The following is a 13,479-nucleotide window of genomic DNA, read 5'->3' as shown; positions in this document are numbered from 1 at the left end:
AACAGCAACACCACGGGCAACAGTCCGACGGGGTTGATCCATGTGGTGGTGACGGCGGGATCCGGGCGGGTGGCGTAGTTGCAGGCAATGGCCGCCAGGCCCGCGGCGACAGTGGAGACCGTCCGCAGCAAACGGTTCATCGCAATCGTGCGGAGGAGAACGTTGTCGCCGGCGTCCAGCGCTTCGAGCTGCCGGCGGTGGGAAATCAGCCACAGCACCAGGGTGGTTCCGGCCGCCAGCAGCAGGAGCGCCGCGCCAAGGCAGGCCGCCAGCTCGGTGCCGGCAATGCGCCCGTCTCCGCCAACCGTGGAGCCGGGTCCCCCGTAGTGGGGGGAACCGTAAGGCAACGGACGGTACGCCGGTTGCATCGCCTCCCAGGCGATGCTCGCGGCCGAGGCGGCGAAAATGCCGAACGTGGTCCACGCGAGCTTCCGTGGAAGGAAGTCCCTGACCCGCCGGACGGACAGGGTTGCCAGTCGCCGCGGACCGCGGGGACCCGGGTAGCTGAGTTGGCCCAGCGCGTGGACACCGAGGCAGCCGGCCACCGGCCAGGCCAGGGTTTCCAGGATGTCAGCCGGTTGCTGCAGCGACGGCGTCTGGGGGTTGAGGGGAATGATGCCGGCGTTCGCTGCTCCCTGCAGCGTGCTGGCCAGCCAGCCGATGACGCCGACCCAGAGCGCATGGTCTGAAATCGACTTCGGCGAGGTGCCGCCGCCCGGCGCCCAGATCAGCCAGCGCAGCAGCCCGTAAATGCCCAGCGCGGCGATCAGCGGCCCCAACAGAGCCATGGGCGGCAGGTAAAACTGTGTCGGCATCAGATCCCCCAATGATCCCTTGAAGCGCCAGCTTTGTACCAAGTATTGATACAAAGCTGGCGCGGTCAAGGTGGAGGTGCAGCAGCTTCCTGGCGGACTCAGTCGTCGAAGGGCTTGAACTGCTCCACAGAGACGATCCTGCTCTTGCTGCCATGGGCCACGTGGCAGATGATCATTTCGCCCGGGGCGAGGTATGGGTCGGCCACCGGCAGCAGGCCCTTGAGCCGCGGGCTCATGTAGCCGGCCAGCTGGTCCAACACCGTGGGCAGGGCCGGCCGGTGAGTGCACAGCACCACCGCACGCTGCTTGTCGAACAAGGCGTCCACCGCGGCAGCGGTCTTTTTGGGGTTGCGGGCATGCCGGTGCTCCGTCAGCGCATCCACCAGTTTTACCTTGGCGTCCGAGGACTTCGCGTAGGGGGCGATCGTCGCCACACAGCGCAGCCACGGGCTGCTGACCACGCGCAGCGGCTTCCACGCCTTCAGCAGCCGGTGCACGGCCTGCGCCTGCCGGATGCCCGTGGCGGCCAGGGGCCGTTCGCCTTCTGCCTTGGTCCACGACGAGCGCGGTTTGGCCTTGGCATGGCGGACGATGAGGAGGGGCCAGGTGTGCAGTTCCCTGCGGGCATGCGCGGCGGCCAGGTACTCCAGCGGCGCCCGGTCCGACGGGTTGGACAGCAGCGCCGCCGCACGCTCCGGCGAGCACCACATGACGCTGTCCACTTCCTTGCCGTCGGGCCGGAGGGAATTGTCGGTGACCTCCACGGCCCAGTAGTGCACAATCTTCAGCCCGGCGGAGACGTGGTAGTGAATGGGCGGGAGCGGGATGCCCAGCGGCGCGCGGAGGCCGATCTCCTCGTCCACCTCGCGGACTGCGCACTCGGGCACCGTTTCGCCCGGGTCAATCTTTCCCTTGGGCCATGACCAGTCGTCGTAGCGCGGCCGGTGGATCAGGAGGACTTCAAGCTGGTCCTTCTTGACGCGCCAAGGCAGGGCGCCGGCGGCCGTGACGGCGACCGGCTCGCCCGGGTGATCCGTCTGATCCGCTATGGGTGAGTCGCTGCTCTTCAAAGGCCGGGTTCCTACCGCCGGACGACGGCGCGCTGCCGGGATCGTGATGCCAGGAGCCATGACTGGACGTCATCGAGCTTGCTGCCGTCTTCCCCCAGGTGGTGCCGGGTCCACTCGCCGTCGCTGTCCAGGTGCCAGCTGGACGTCTCCGGGTCCATGTACCGGCGCATCAGATCCAGGACGTAGGAGGTGTCCTCGCCGCCGGACAGCTGAACCAGCGCCTCCACGCGGCGGTCCAGGTTGCGGTGCATCATGTCTGCGGAACCGATGTACACCACGGGGTCGCCGCCGTTTGCAAACGCGAACACGCGTGAGTGTTCAAGGAACCGGCCGAGGATGGAGCGGACCGTAATGTTCTCGCTCAGCCCGGGGATGCCGGGCCGCAGCGAGCAGATGCCGCGGACAATGACGTCCACCTTCACGCCGGCCTGGGAAGCGCGGTACAGGGAATCGATGATGGACTCATCCACCATGGAGTTGACCTTGATCTGAACGCGCGCGGAAATGCCTGCACGGGCGTTGCGGATTTCGGCTTCGATCCTGTCGATCAGTCCCGAACGCACGGACCGGGGCGCCACGAGGAGGCGCTTGAACGTCGACTTCGGAGCGTATCCGGACAGCTGGTTGAACAGCTTGGAGAGGTCCTCGCCCACCTGCTCGTTGGCGGTCAGGAGCCCAAGGTCCTCGTAGTAGCGCGCGGTCCGCGGGTGGTAGTTGCCGGTGCCGATGTGGCAGTAGCGGCGCAACCCGTCCACCTCCTGGCGGACCACCAGGGAGAGCTTGCAGTGGGTCTTCAGGCCCACGATGCCGTAGACCACGTGGACGCCGGCCTGCTCAAGCTTGCGGGCCCAGGAGATGTTCGCCTGCTCGTCGAAGCGGGCCTTGATCTCCACGAGGGCCAGCACCTGCTTGCCTGCCTCGGCGGCGTCGATGAGGGCATCGACGATGGGGGAGTCACCGGAGGTGCGGTACAGGGTCTGCTTGATTGCCTGCACCTTGGGGTCCGCCGCCGCCTGTTCCAGGAATGCCTGCACGGACGTGGAGAAGGAATCGTAGGGGTGGTGCAGCAGGATGTCGCGGCGGCGCATGGCGGCGAACACGTTGGCGGCCTTGGACGTCTCGGACTCATTCAGGTACCGGGAGGTGTGGGGCACATGTTTGGGGTAGTGCAGGTCCGCGCGGTCGATGTTGCCGATCACGGACAGGCCGCGCAGGTCCAGCGGTGCCGGAACGGAATAGACCTCGGATTCCTCCACGCCGAGTTCACGGATCAGCAGCGCCCGGATGTTCGGGTTGATGTCGTTGGTGACCTCCAGCCGGACGGGCGGGCCGAACCGGCGGCGCAGCAGTTCCTTCTCGAGCGCCTGCAGGAGGTTCTCGGCGTCGTCCTCCTCCACCTCGACGTCCTCGTTGCGGGTTACGCGGAAGGTGTGGTGCTCCAGGACTTCCATACCGGCGAAGAGCTGGTGCAGGTGGACGGCAATGACTTCCTCGAGGGCGATGAACCGGGCCACGCGGCCGGGCACCGAGCCGGCCCGGGGGCCGTCAACGGAGATCAGGCGGGGCAGCTGGTCCGGCACCTTGACGCGGGCGAAAAGCTCCTTGTCGCTGACCGGGTTCCGGACCACCACGGCCAGGTTCAGGGAAAGGCCCGAGATGTAGGGGAAGGGGTGGGCGGGGTCCACGGCCAGCGGGGTGAGGATGGGGAAGACCTTTTCCGCGAACATGGCGCTGAGCCGGTGCCGGGCTTCGTCGTCGAGTTCGTCCCAGTGCACGAGGTGGATGTGCTCATAGGCCAGGGCCGGCCTGATCTGCTCAGCGTAGACCTGGGCGTGCCGCTGCTGCAGGCGGTGGGCAGCCTCGCCGATTTGTTCCAGGACCTGGACGGGGCTCAGCCCGGCGGGGGAGGGGACGGCGAGTCCGGTGGCGATGCGGCGCTTCAGGCCGGCCACGCGGACCATGAAGAACTCGTCAAGGTTGGAGGCGAAGATCGAGAGGAAGTTGACGCGTTCCAGCAGGTACAGGTCGGGATCTTCGGCAAGTTCGAGGACCCGGGCGTTGAACGCCAGCCAGCTCAGCTCGCGGTCCAGGAACCGGTCCGGGCTGATCTCGCCTTCGGGTTCCAGGATGGCGGCGAACTCGGGGATGTCGATCCGGTCCTGCGTGGCGCGGGACGCCGGCACTTCGGAGGAACCGAACCGGGCACGCACGGGGGCCGCCTTGATTTCGGTCGTGGCTGTTCCGGCGGATTCCGGTTGCATGCGCTCTCCTTGAGTACTGGCGGGTTTAGTTTCAACCTTACAAGCATTCACGGGTCCGGGACCCGAAGATTTCGGGGCGGCCGGACCAAGCGTCAGGGAGCCGGATTAGCGTTCCCCAACCGGTCCGTACATGACGTCCATATCCCACCGCGTGAAGCCCAGCCTGCGGTATAGCGAGACGGCCGGGGTGTTGTCCGCATCGGTGTACAGCATGACGGCGTGCAGGCCCTGCTGCTGGAGGTGCCGGATCCCGGCGATGGTCAGCGCCTTGCCCAGGCCCATGCCCTGGGCGGCGGGCGTAACGCCGACGACGTACACTTCGCCGATGGCCGGGTGGGGCCCGTGCTGCGGATGCACCTTGGTCCAGTGGTAGCCGAGCAGCCGGCCGTCCCGGTCCTCGGCCAGCAGGAAGCCTGCGGGATCGAACCAGGGTTCGTCCATCCGGGCCTGCAGGTCGGCCCTGGTCAGGGACCCCTGCTCCGGGTGGTGCGCGAAGGCTTCCCGGTTGGCCGCCAGCCAGGCGTCCTCATCCTTGCCCGGCACAAAGGCGCGCAGCGTTACACCGTCCGGTAGGCCGGCGTCGGGCAGCTCTGCGGCCGCGGTGGTGAGCCGCATCTTCCACAGCTCCCGTACCGGGCCATAGCCGTACCGGGCGGCCAGGTCCGCTGCCGCCTCGTGGTTTCCGTGGGACCAGGCCTTGAGCCCCTCCAGTCCGCGGGAGGACTTGAGCGTGCCGACTAGCCGGTCCGCCACGCCTTGGTTCCGGTAGCTGGGGTGCACTGCGATTTCCACCACACCCGTCCCGTCCGGTTCCTCGACAACCACGGCGAAACCGGCCAGGTCCTGCGCCGTGGCGGGGTCTGACTGCTCGTCGGGTGCGTAGAGGGCAAGCGTCAGCAGAGTGTGCGGCCCTGCGTCCGCCGCGCGCATGGTCACGAGGGTCTGTTCGGAGACGGGGGGATTGCCGTCCGACTCTTCCGCGGCCGCCAATAGTGCCCCGACGTCCCGCAGCAGCTCTTCGTCCACACCGCCCTTGATGACAAGGACGGGCCATTTCTCCGGGTGCGCAGAACTCATGCTGTAAGGCTATACGGACGCCGCGCGTGCATGCCCGATTTGGAACAGGCCGTGGCGCCCCGTATAGTCGTTACCTCAGCCGCCATTTATGGCAGTTGTGAGGGGGATCCACCACTGGGGTGGCCTCGATACGTTCGACCCGTATGTCCTCCACTCAGTTATCTGAATTCAGTTTCGATGCAGAACGGCCCGGCTCTGGTGAGCCGGGCCGTTCTGCATTTTCTGATGCCTAATTCCGCTTGTGGCAGGGGCCTTGCGGCCAGGGCGCCGGGGCCTAGGCCTCGGTGAGCTCGTCCTCCTGCTGGCGAATCAGCGTGAGCCGGTAACCGACGTTGCGCACCGTGCTGATGAGGTTCTCGTGGTCTGCGCCCAGCTTGGCGCGGAGCCGCCGGACGTGCACGTCCACGGTCCTGGTGCCGCCGTAGTAGTCGTAGCCCCACACCTCGGTGAGGAGCTGCTGCCGGGTGAATACCCGGCCAGGGTGCTGCGCCAGGTACTTCAGGAGTTCGAATTCCTTGAAGGTCAGGTTCAGGGCTGCCCCGTTGACGCGCGCCGTGTAGCTCGCCTCGTCAATGACGACGCCGGCAGCCCGGATCTCGGAGGGGGCCTCCTCCTGCTCCGGTACAGCACGGGCAACGGACAGCCGGATCCGGGCCTCCACTTCGGCGGGGCCGGCGGAGTCGAGCACGATGTCGTCGACGGCCCAGGCGGAGGAGACGGCGGCCATGCCGCCTTCTGTGAGGATCAGCACCAGCGGCGCGCTCAGGCCGGTGGCCTTCAGGAGTTGGGTAAGGGAGCGGGCGCCGACGAGGTCTTTTCGCGCGTCCAGGAGCACGATGTCGCAGGGGTCTGTCTCGAGCAGTGCGGTGGGCTCGGCGGGGAGGATATGCACCCGGTGGTTCAGGAGCTCCAAGGCAGGCAGAATGTCCACCGATGAGCCGGTGCTGTTGGTCAGTAACAGGATGTGCGACATTGTTCCTCCATGGGGCTGTCCGCGCATCGTCGGGCGACTGAGCTGATGTTTGAGTATACCCAACGGCCCCCGGACGGATACTGGTCTGGCTCACCCACGTGCCTTATTTACGACATATGGCGTTCACATAGGGCAGGATTGAAACCGTCAGGGGGCAGAGCCCTGCCCGTCAACGGCACAGCCAGGATGAGGTCGCAGCAGATTGAGTGCAGAGTCCGAAATGAGAACGCCGGGGCCCGCTCCGGACGTGGGTGTTCCGGCTGCTGCAGGCCGGACGCTGAAGTCGTGGAGCATCGGGATCGTTGGCCTGGCTGGCCTGGCCACGCTCGTGGCCAGCGTCTTCCGGACCCCCGACGTCCTCCTCGCCGTTGCCGTACTGATTGCGCTGGCCATCGGCGTCGGCTGGCCGCATTACCTGGAAATCCCGGCCAAGAAGACCCTCGCCGCCGTGATCGGTCTGTCAGGGGCCGGCTCGGCCGTTGCCGCCGCCTTCGCCGCAGCCCCTGGCTACCTCAACTGGACGCCCGGCTTCATCGCCCTGGGCGTCACCGCCGTCTTCCTCGTCCAGCTGGTGCGCGGCACCGGCCAGGCGCAGCGCCTCGAGTCGACGCTCGGCTGCTGCGTGGGCGTCCTCCTGTCCTGCCTGGGTTCGGGATGGATCGCCGGGGCGAGGTTCAACGGCGTCAAGGAAATGGTGCTGGTGGCCGGCATCAGCGCCGCCGTCGCATTGCTTACCGGGCTCATCCGCTGGCCGGACCGGATCATTGCGCCCCTCGGCATCACCCTGGCCGGACTCGCCGGGCCGCTTGCCGGCCTGGTGTTCTCCGACATTGCGGTTTTGCCCGCCGCGGTGTTCGGCGTGGTGGTGGGCGCGGTCCTGGTCAGTTTCCGCAGGCTGGTGACTCTCCGGGGCACTCCGCTGAACTTTCCGGCTGCCCTGGGAATGGGTCTGGCGCCCATCGCGGCGGTCGGTTCGCTCGCCTACTTCATAGACAAACTACTCATCTCCTGACGCGTTAGGATGGCATCATGTCCGTACTTGCATTTGAAATCTTCTTCCTTGTCCTGCTCGGCGTCGCCAGCCTTTCCATGGCCTGGTTTGCCGGTTTTGTTGTTTACCGCCTGTTCAAAGGACAGCGGTAGAACCCCTGCTTAGCGGTTTCGAGAGGTAGCGGCTGTGCCTATTGAGATTCCTACAGACCTGACCCCCGAACTGGTTCCCCTCTCCTGGCTCATTGGCGAGTGGGAAGGCCGTGGCCGGCTCGGGGCCGGTGATGAAAGTTCAGAGCACTTCCTGCAGCATGTTTCCTTCACCCACAACGGTCTGCCCTACCTGCAGTACCGTGCGGAAAGCTGGTTGACCGACGAGGACGGCACCAAGCTCCGGCCACTCACAGTTGAGACCGGATTTTGGGCTCTGGAGCGCAAACAGCTGGAGGCCGACAGCGGCCCCGGCCTGGTTCCCGGGGACATCGTGCCCGTGCTGAAAAGCGCCGACGAGGTCGAAGTCCTCCGCAACAAGGATGGCGGCTTCGACATCTCGGTTTCGATCAGCCACCCGGGCGGCATTTCAGAGCTGTACTACGGCCAGATCAAGGGGCCGCAGATCCAGCTCAGCACCGACATGGTGATGCGCGGCAGCCACTCCAAGGACTACAGCGCGGCCACCCGGATCTTCGGACTGGTTGACGGCAACCTGCTGTGGCGCTGGGACGTGGCCACCGGCAGCCCCTCGGTCAGCGGCACGGTCTCGGAGGCCGGCAACGGCCTCGAAGCCCACGCCTCGGCCTTTCTTAAAAAGGTCTCCTGACCGCCGCCACCCTGCTGTTCCACACCCTCTGTTCGCCGGCGCTCCCTTCGGCTACTTTGGCCTCAGGTCTCACAGCCTGAGTCCACAGCAACCGATGGAGTGACCGATGGATGAATCCCAGCCCCCGGCTGACTACAGCGACCTTAAGGCGGTGTACTTCAACGGCACGCTCAAGCGTTCGCCGGAGAAGAGCAACACCGAGGGCCTGATCACGGTGAGCCGGCTGATCATGGAGAAGCAGGGTGTGGCCACCCAGGTCATCCGGACTGTCGACCATGACATCGCCAGCGGCGTCTATCCGGACATGCGCGAGCACGGCTGGGCAACCGATGCGTGGCCGGAGCTTTACCCGGCCGTAAAAGAAGCGGACATCGTGGTGGTGGCCGGGCCCATCTGGCTGGGGGACAACTCCTCGCAGACCAAGAAGCTCATCGAGAGGCTCTACGCCCACTCGGGACAGCTCAACGGGAAGGGCCAGTGGGCCTTCTATCCGAAGGTGGGCGGCTGCCTGATCACCGGCAATGAGGACGGCATCAAGCACTGCTCCATGAACGTCCTCTACAGCCTGCAGCACATCGGCTTCACCATCCCGCCCCAGGCCGATGCCGGCTGGATCGGTCCCGTAGGGCCGGGGCCCAGCTATTTGGACGAGGGCTCGGGCGGACCGGAAAGCGACTTCACGAACCGGAACACCACGTTCATGACGTGGAACCTCCTGCACCTGGCCCGGACACTCAAGGACGCCGGCGGAATTCCCGCCTACGGCAACCTTCCGGAAGAATGGAAGGCCGGAACCAAGTTTGGTTTCGAAAACCCGGAGTACCGCTAGGTGGCCGGAATACCCTCCCAGCCAAGGACGTTCCCCTTCATATGACTATCAAGAGCCCTCTGTTGTCGCGCCCTGGCGCCGTTGAAGCGGGCGGCGCCGACGCCGGCGTCGCGTCCCACTACGGCGAGCCGCTCCGGGAGCAGCGCGCCCTCGCGGCCGGAACCGCCGTCGTTGATCTTTCCCACCGCGGCGTGGTGACGGTCACCGGACCGGACCGCCTCAGCTGGCTCAACACGCTGTCCTCCCAGCAGGTCACCAATCTGCAGCCCCGTGAGTCCAGCGAGCTGCTGCTCCTGAGCGTGCAGGGCCGCATCGAGTTTGATGCGCGCGTCGTGGACGACGGCGGGACCACCTGGCTCATTGTCGAGGCGGCCGAAGCGGGTCCGCTGGCCGAGTGGCTGACCAGGATGAAGTTCATGCTCCGGGTTGAGGTAGCGGACGTCTCCGCGGACTGGGCTGTGGTGGGATCCACCAAGGCTGTGCCCGAATGGTCAGCCCTGCTGGTGTGGCAGGACCCCTGGCCGCACGTGGGGGCCGGCGGCTACTCCTACGCCGTGGTCCCCGAGGACACCCACCCCGGCGCTGAACGCCCCTGGTTCGAGTACCTCGTGCCGGCCCCCGAACTTGTGCAGACGGTGGGGGACCGCAAGCTCGCCGGCGTCCTCTCCGCCGAGGCCCTGCGCGTGGCTGCCTGGCGTCCGAGGCTCGGCGCCGAAACGGACGACAAGACCATTCCGCACGAACTGGACCTGCTCCGGACTGCGGTGCACCTGGCGAAGGGCTGCTACAAGGGCCAGGAGACGATTGCCCGCGTGCACAACCTCGGCCACCCGCCGCGGCGCCTCGTGTTCCTGCAGCTAGACGGCTCCCAGCACACCATGCCGGCCCCCGGCAGCGAAGTCCGGGTGGGGGAGCGCAAAGTGGGTACCGTGACCTCCGTGGCGCAGCACCACGAGATGGGCCCCATCGCGCTGGCCGTCATCAAGCGTTCGGTCGCCCCGGATGAAATACTGACGATTATGGACGGGGACGAACCGTACACAGCCGCGCAGGAAGTGATCGTGGCGCCCGACGCCGGACAGGTCGTCGGAAGGCAGACAGGATTCCTGAGGGGGACCCACAAATGACAGACTCCACCACGTCCGGAGCCAACGCTTCGCAGCAGCCGGCTTCGCAGGAGCAGCCCACACCGGGGCAGCCCGACGAGGAAACCCTCGCCCTGGCACACACGCTCTTCGACGCCGCCCGCAATGGTGACGCCGAACTGCTGCGCAGCTACCTCAGCGCCGGTGCGCCGGCCACGCTGACCAACTCCGCCGGTGACTCGCTGCTCATGCTCGCCGCCTACCACGGCCACGCCGAAACCGTGCAGCTGATCCTGCACCACGGCGGGGACGCCAACGCCGCGAACGACCGCGGACAGACCCCGCTGGCCGGTGCCGTCTTCAAGGGGTACTCGGACGTCGCCCGGGTGCTGATCGACGCGGGGGCAGATCCCGACGCCGGCACCCCCTCCGCGCGTGCCGCCGCCCAGATGTTCGCCCGCGCCGACATCCTGGAATTGTTGGGCTGAGGTTTTGGAGAACGTCAACAGGCCCTGGCCTGCACTCTGGTCCCTCGTCATCGGCTTCTTCATGATCCTGATCGACACCACGATCGTTTCCGTGGCCAACCCGCGCATCATGGAGGGCCTGGATACGGACATCAACGCCGTTATCTGGGTCACCAGCGCCTATCTGCTGGCCTATGCGGTGCCGCTGCTGATCACCGGCAGGCTCGGCGACAGGTTCGGGCCGAAGCGGCTTTACCTTTCCGGCCTCGTGGTGTTCACCCTCGCCTCGCTGTGGTGCGGGCTGTCAGGCACGGTCGGGATGCTCATCGCCGCCCGCGTCCTGCAGGGCCTCGGCGCAGCGCTGATGGCCCCGCAGACCATGGCCGTCATCACCAGGATCTTCCCCCCGAACGGCCGCGGCGCCGCCATGGGCCTGTGGGGTGCCACTGCCGGGGTGGCCACGCTCGTTGGACCCATCCTGGGCGGCGTGCTCGTGGACGGCCTTGGCTGGGAGTGGATCTTCTTCATCAACGTGCCCGTCGGGATCGTGGGCTTCATCCTGGCCTGGCGCTTCGTTCCGTCCCTCACCACCCACCCGCACAAGTTCGACGTGCCCGGTGTGGTGCTCAGCGCCGCCGGGCTTTTCCTGCTGGTGTTCGGCATCCAGGAAGGCGAGACATACGACTGGGGAACCATCGCGGGGCCGGTCACGGTATGGGGCCTGATCATCAGCGGAATCGTGGTGCTGGCGCTTTTTGTCGGCTGGCAGGCGGCGAACAAGGGTGAGCCGCTGCTCCCGCTGGACCTCTTTCGGGACCGCAACTTCTCGCTGGCGAACATCGGGATCACCACCGTGGGATTCACCGTCACCGCCTTTAGCTTGCCGCTGATTTTCTACTACCAGATCGTGCGGGACATGACCCCAACACAGTCTGCCCTCATGATGGCGCCCATGGCGCTGATCTCCGGCGGCCTGGCGCCCCTGGTGGGCAAGATCATCGACCGGGTCAACCCCAAATACATCACGTCCACGGGATTGCTGCTGATGGCCGTGGCACTGTTCTGGAACTCTGCCCTCATGCATCCGGACACCCCCGTGTGGCTGTTCCTGCTGCCGAGCGCCGTGCTGGGCTTCGCGAACGCAGGCATCTGGGCGCCGCTGAGCTCCACCGCCACCCGCAACCTGCCGATGCGGCAGGCGGGAGCCGGCGCGGGCGTCTACAACACCACGCGGCAGATCGGCGCCGTCCTTGGCAGCGCCGCCATTGCCGTCCTCATGCAGTCCAGGCTCGCTGCCGAACTTCCGGCGGCACCCGGCGGAACGTCCGGGAGCGGCGGTGAGGCCGGCGGTTTCGGCGGCCAGTTGCCGCCGGCCCTCCATGACGGCTTCGCGACGGCGATGGGCCAGTCGATCATGCTGCCTGCAGCTGTGATCGTGCTGGGCGCCGCGGTGGCCCTGTTCTTCGCCCGGCCCAAGGCGGTCCAGGGCTGGGGCGGCAGCCAGCGTCCGGCCGCCGGCCAGGACGCGGAGGCTACTTCGCGCTAGCCGAGCAGCACGCTAGCCGAGCAGCACGCTAGTCTGGATGCCGCCGGTGGAAAAGCCGAGGCTGCGTGCCGTGGCCAGCGAGCCCTTGTTGCTGACGTCGGTGCGCCATTGCAGCGTCAGGCCGGAGGCCAGGGCTTCGTGGGCGGCCACCGACGCCGCCAGCGATCCCAGCCCGCGGCGGCGCCATTCGGGAGCCACGAGAACCCCCATGTGGGCCAGGATTCCTTCCCATTCCGAGTAGGCGCCGCACGCCACCGGCACGCGCCGGCCCTCGTCGTCGTGAATGATGGTGTAGCGGTTCTCCAGGTCGGACAGGCCCACCTCGTTCACATCGTCGGGCGGGCACAAGCCCTCCAGCTCGATGGCCTCCGGGTTGCCGTGTGAGACCGTCAGCTCCTCGGCCAGCTGCAGCAGCGGCAGGTCGTCGGCGAAGAAGAGCGCCGCCGAGCCCTGGCCGTGCCCGCCGTGCTGGCGGGTGATGGTCAGCAGGGTGACGTGCTGGGCCATCTCCTCATCAGCGATGTCGGCCGCGGCGTCCAGCGCCCACTGCGGGCCCACCAGGGCTGAACTGCCGAACAATCGCACGAACTCGACCGAGTGCGCGGAATCGTCAACCCTGGTGATCCGCTCGCCGGTTTCCAGCGCACGGGCGAAAGCGCCGTCGTCGAGCTCCAGGCGGCGCGCCCAGGCAAGCTGGATGATGGCGGCGGATCCGGGGTCAAGACTCATGATCCCAGCCTACCGATCCCCGCCGCCCCACGTGCCCAGCCCTCGCCGCCCCGAGTGACGGATACCTGCGGCCCTGTAACAAAGCGCGAACTGGCAGATAATGCCCTCAAAAACAAGAAAACAGGGCATTATCTGCCGGTTCGCGCTGCTGGAACACAGGGAGCGGGGAAGCCGAGCAGGCTTAGCCGAAGAGGACCGCGGCCTCGTCGTAGCGGTGCTGCGGGACGGTCTTGAGCTTGCCTAGGGCAGCGTCGAAGCCCACGTGTTCGATGTCCGTTCCCTTGAGGGCCACCATGGTGCCCCAACGGCCGTCCACCACGGAGTCGACGGCGGCCATGCCCAGCCGGGTGGCCAGCACGCGGTCATAGGCAGAAGGAACACCCCCGCGCTGGATGTGGCCCAGGATGGTGGCGCGGGTCTCGATGCCGGTCCGGGCTTCGATTTCCGGAGCCAGCTGGTCTGCGATCCCGCCAAGCCGCGGCCGGCCGAAGGTGTCCAGGCCGCGCTCGGAGTGCGGTGATTCCATGTGCTCCGGCACGAAGCCTTCGGCCACCACGACGAGCGGGGCGCGGCCACGGTCATGGGCCTCGGTCACCCATTTGGTGATCTGCTCGATGCTGGTCTTCTGTTCAGGAATCAGGATGGCGTGGGCGCCCGAGGCCATACCTGCGTGCAGGGCGATCCAGCCGACGTGGCGGCCCATGACCTCGGCGATCATGCAGCGGTGGTGGGATTCGCCGGTGGTCCGGAGCCGGTCGATTGCCTCAGTAGCGATCTGCACCGCCGTGTCGAAGCCGAAGGTGTAGTCGGTGGCGTC

13 protein-coding genes are annotated in these 13,479 nt (G+C 66.9%); 7 read left to right on the top strand and 6 right to left on the bottom strand.

Annotated features, from left to right (window positions below):
* Window positions 1-567 precede the first annotated feature (567 nt).
* A complete protein-coding gene (locus AC1DFE_RS12110) occupies window positions 568-750 on the top strand; it encodes a hypothetical protein (protein ID WP_476906120.1) in 183 nt (60 codons plus the stop codon).
* 163 nt (window positions 751-913) lie between these two features.
* On the opposite strand, the gene AC1DFE_RS12105 is transcribed toward AC1DFE_RS12110, so the two are convergent.
* The 4 genes from AC1DFE_RS12105 to AC1DFE_RS12090 form a co-directional block, all read right to left on the bottom strand.
* On the bottom strand, window positions 914-1,885 hold the full coding sequence (locus tag AC1DFE_RS12105) for an NUDIX hydrolase (RefSeq protein WP_476906119.1): 972 nt from the start codon (window positions 1,883-1,885) through the stop codon (window positions 914-916).
* A gap of 11 nt (window positions 1,886-1,896) precedes the next feature.
* A complete protein-coding gene (locus AC1DFE_RS12100) occupies window positions 1,897-4,146 on the bottom strand; it encodes an RNA degradosome polyphosphate kinase (protein ID WP_476906118.1) in 2,250 nt (749 codons plus the stop codon).
* Between the two features lie 105 nt (window positions 4,147-4,251).
* The gene (gene mshD, locus AC1DFE_RS12095; protein ID WP_476906117.1) at window positions 4,252-5,223 is read right to left on the bottom strand and encodes a mycothiol synthase; all 972 of its coding nucleotides are present in this window, start codon (window positions 5,221-5,223) and stop codon (window positions 4,252-4,254) included.
* 274 nt (window positions 5,224-5,497) lie between these two features.
* A complete protein-coding gene (locus AC1DFE_RS12090) occupies window positions 5,498-6,196 on the bottom strand; it encodes a winged helix-turn-helix transcriptional regulator (protein WP_307104363.1) in 699 nt (232 codons plus the stop codon).
* Window positions 6,197-6,416: 220 nt separating this feature from the next.
* Between AC1DFE_RS12090 and AC1DFE_RS12085 the strand changes: the two genes are divergently transcribed.
* From AC1DFE_RS12085 to AC1DFE_RS12060, 6 genes are all read left to right on the top strand, one after another.
* The gene (locus AC1DFE_RS12085) at window positions 6,417-7,208 is read left to right on the top strand and encodes a permease (RefSeq protein WP_476906116.1); all 792 of its coding nucleotides are present in this window, start codon (window positions 6,417-6,419) and stop codon (window positions 7,206-7,208) included.
* 165 nt (window positions 7,209-7,373) lie between these two features.
* Window positions 7,374-8,006: a nitrobindin family protein gene (locus AC1DFE_RS12080; protein WP_476906115.1), complete on the top strand. Its 633-nt coding sequence runs from the start codon at window positions 7,374-7,376 to the stop codon at window positions 8,004-8,006.
* Between the two features lie 106 nt (window positions 8,007-8,112).
* Window positions 8,113-8,835: a flavodoxin family protein gene (locus AC1DFE_RS12075; RefSeq protein ID WP_476906114.1), complete on the top strand. Its 723-nt coding sequence runs from the start codon at window positions 8,113-8,115 to the stop codon at window positions 8,833-8,835.
* Between the two features lie 41 nt (window positions 8,836-8,876).
* The gene (gene ygfZ / locus AC1DFE_RS12070; protein WP_476906113.1) at window positions 8,877-9,962 is read left to right on the top strand and encodes a CAF17-like 4Fe-4S cluster assembly/insertion protein YgfZ; all 1,086 of its coding nucleotides are present in this window, start codon (window positions 8,877-8,879) and stop codon (window positions 9,960-9,962) included.
* The gene (locus AC1DFE_RS12065) at window positions 9,959-10,408 is read left to right on the top strand and encodes an ankyrin repeat domain-containing protein (protein ID WP_476906112.1); all 450 of its coding nucleotides are present in this window, start codon (window positions 9,959-9,961) and stop codon (window positions 10,406-10,408) included. The genes ygfZ and AC1DFE_RS12065 overlap by 4 nt, the downstream gene beginning before the upstream one ends.
* 4 nt (window positions 10,409-10,412) lie before the next feature.
* A complete protein-coding gene (locus tag AC1DFE_RS12060) occupies window positions 10,413-11,933 on the top strand; it encodes a DHA2 family efflux MFS transporter permease subunit (RefSeq protein ID WP_476906111.1) in 1,521 nt (506 codons plus the stop codon).
* Window positions 11,934-11,945: 12 nt separating this feature from the next.
* On the opposite strand, the gene AC1DFE_RS12055 is transcribed toward AC1DFE_RS12060, so the two are convergent.
* Both AC1DFE_RS12055 and AC1DFE_RS12050 read right to left on the bottom strand, forming a co-directional pair.
* Window positions 11,946-12,662, bottom strand: coding sequence for a GNAT family N-acetyltransferase (locus AC1DFE_RS12055; protein WP_476906110.1), 717 nt, complete (start codon window positions 12,660-12,662; stop codon window positions 11,946-11,948).
* Between the two features lie 181 nt (window positions 12,663-12,843).
* Window positions 12,844-13,479 (bottom strand): 6-phosphofructokinase (locus AC1DFE_RS12050; protein WP_476906109.1); only part of this gene is annotated, 636 nt, incomplete at its 5' end.

The sequence above is a fragment of the Arthrobacter sp. 05T423 genome (assembly GCF_056396245.1).
This window is presented reverse-complemented; position numbering and strand designations above follow the sequence as displayed.

What these genes read in the sequence shown, in the direction of transcription:
- AC1DFE_RS12110 (WP_476906120.1), top strand. Translation starts at nt 568, where the DNA reads ATGTCAGCCGGTTGCTGCAGCGACGGCGTCTGGGGGTTGAGGGGAATG.
- AC1DFE_RS12100 (WP_476906118.1), bottom strand. Translation starts at nt 4,146, where the DNA reads ATGCAACCGGAATCCGCCGGAACAGCCACGACCGAAATCAAGGCGGCC.
- mshD (WP_476906117.1), bottom strand. Translation starts at nt 5,223, where the DNA reads ATGAGTTCTGCGCACCCGGAGAAATGGCCCGTCCTTGTCATCAAGGGC.
- AC1DFE_RS12090 (WP_307104363.1), bottom strand. Translation starts at nt 6,196, where the DNA reads ATGTCGCACATCCTGTTACTGACCAACAGCACCGGCTCATCGGTGGAC.
- AC1DFE_RS12085 (WP_476906116.1), top strand. Translation starts at nt 6,417, where the DNA reads ATGAGAACGCCGGGGCCCGCTCCGGACGTGGGTGTTCCGGCTGCTGCA.
- AC1DFE_RS12075 (WP_476906114.1), top strand. Translation starts at nt 8,113, where the DNA reads ATGGATGAATCCCAGCCCCCGGCTGACTACAGCGACCTTAAGGCGGTG.
- ygfZ (WP_476906113.1), top strand. Translation starts at nt 8,877, where the DNA reads ATGACTATCAAGAGCCCTCTGTTGTCGCGCCCTGGCGCCGTTGAAGCG.
- AC1DFE_RS12065 (WP_476906112.1), top strand. Translation starts at nt 9,959, where the DNA reads ATGACAGACTCCACCACGTCCGGAGCCAACGCTTCGCAGCAGCCGGCT.
- AC1DFE_RS12055 (WP_476906110.1), bottom strand. Translation starts at nt 12,662, where the DNA reads ATGAGTCTTGACCCCGGATCCGCCGCCATCATCCAGCTTGCCTGGGCG.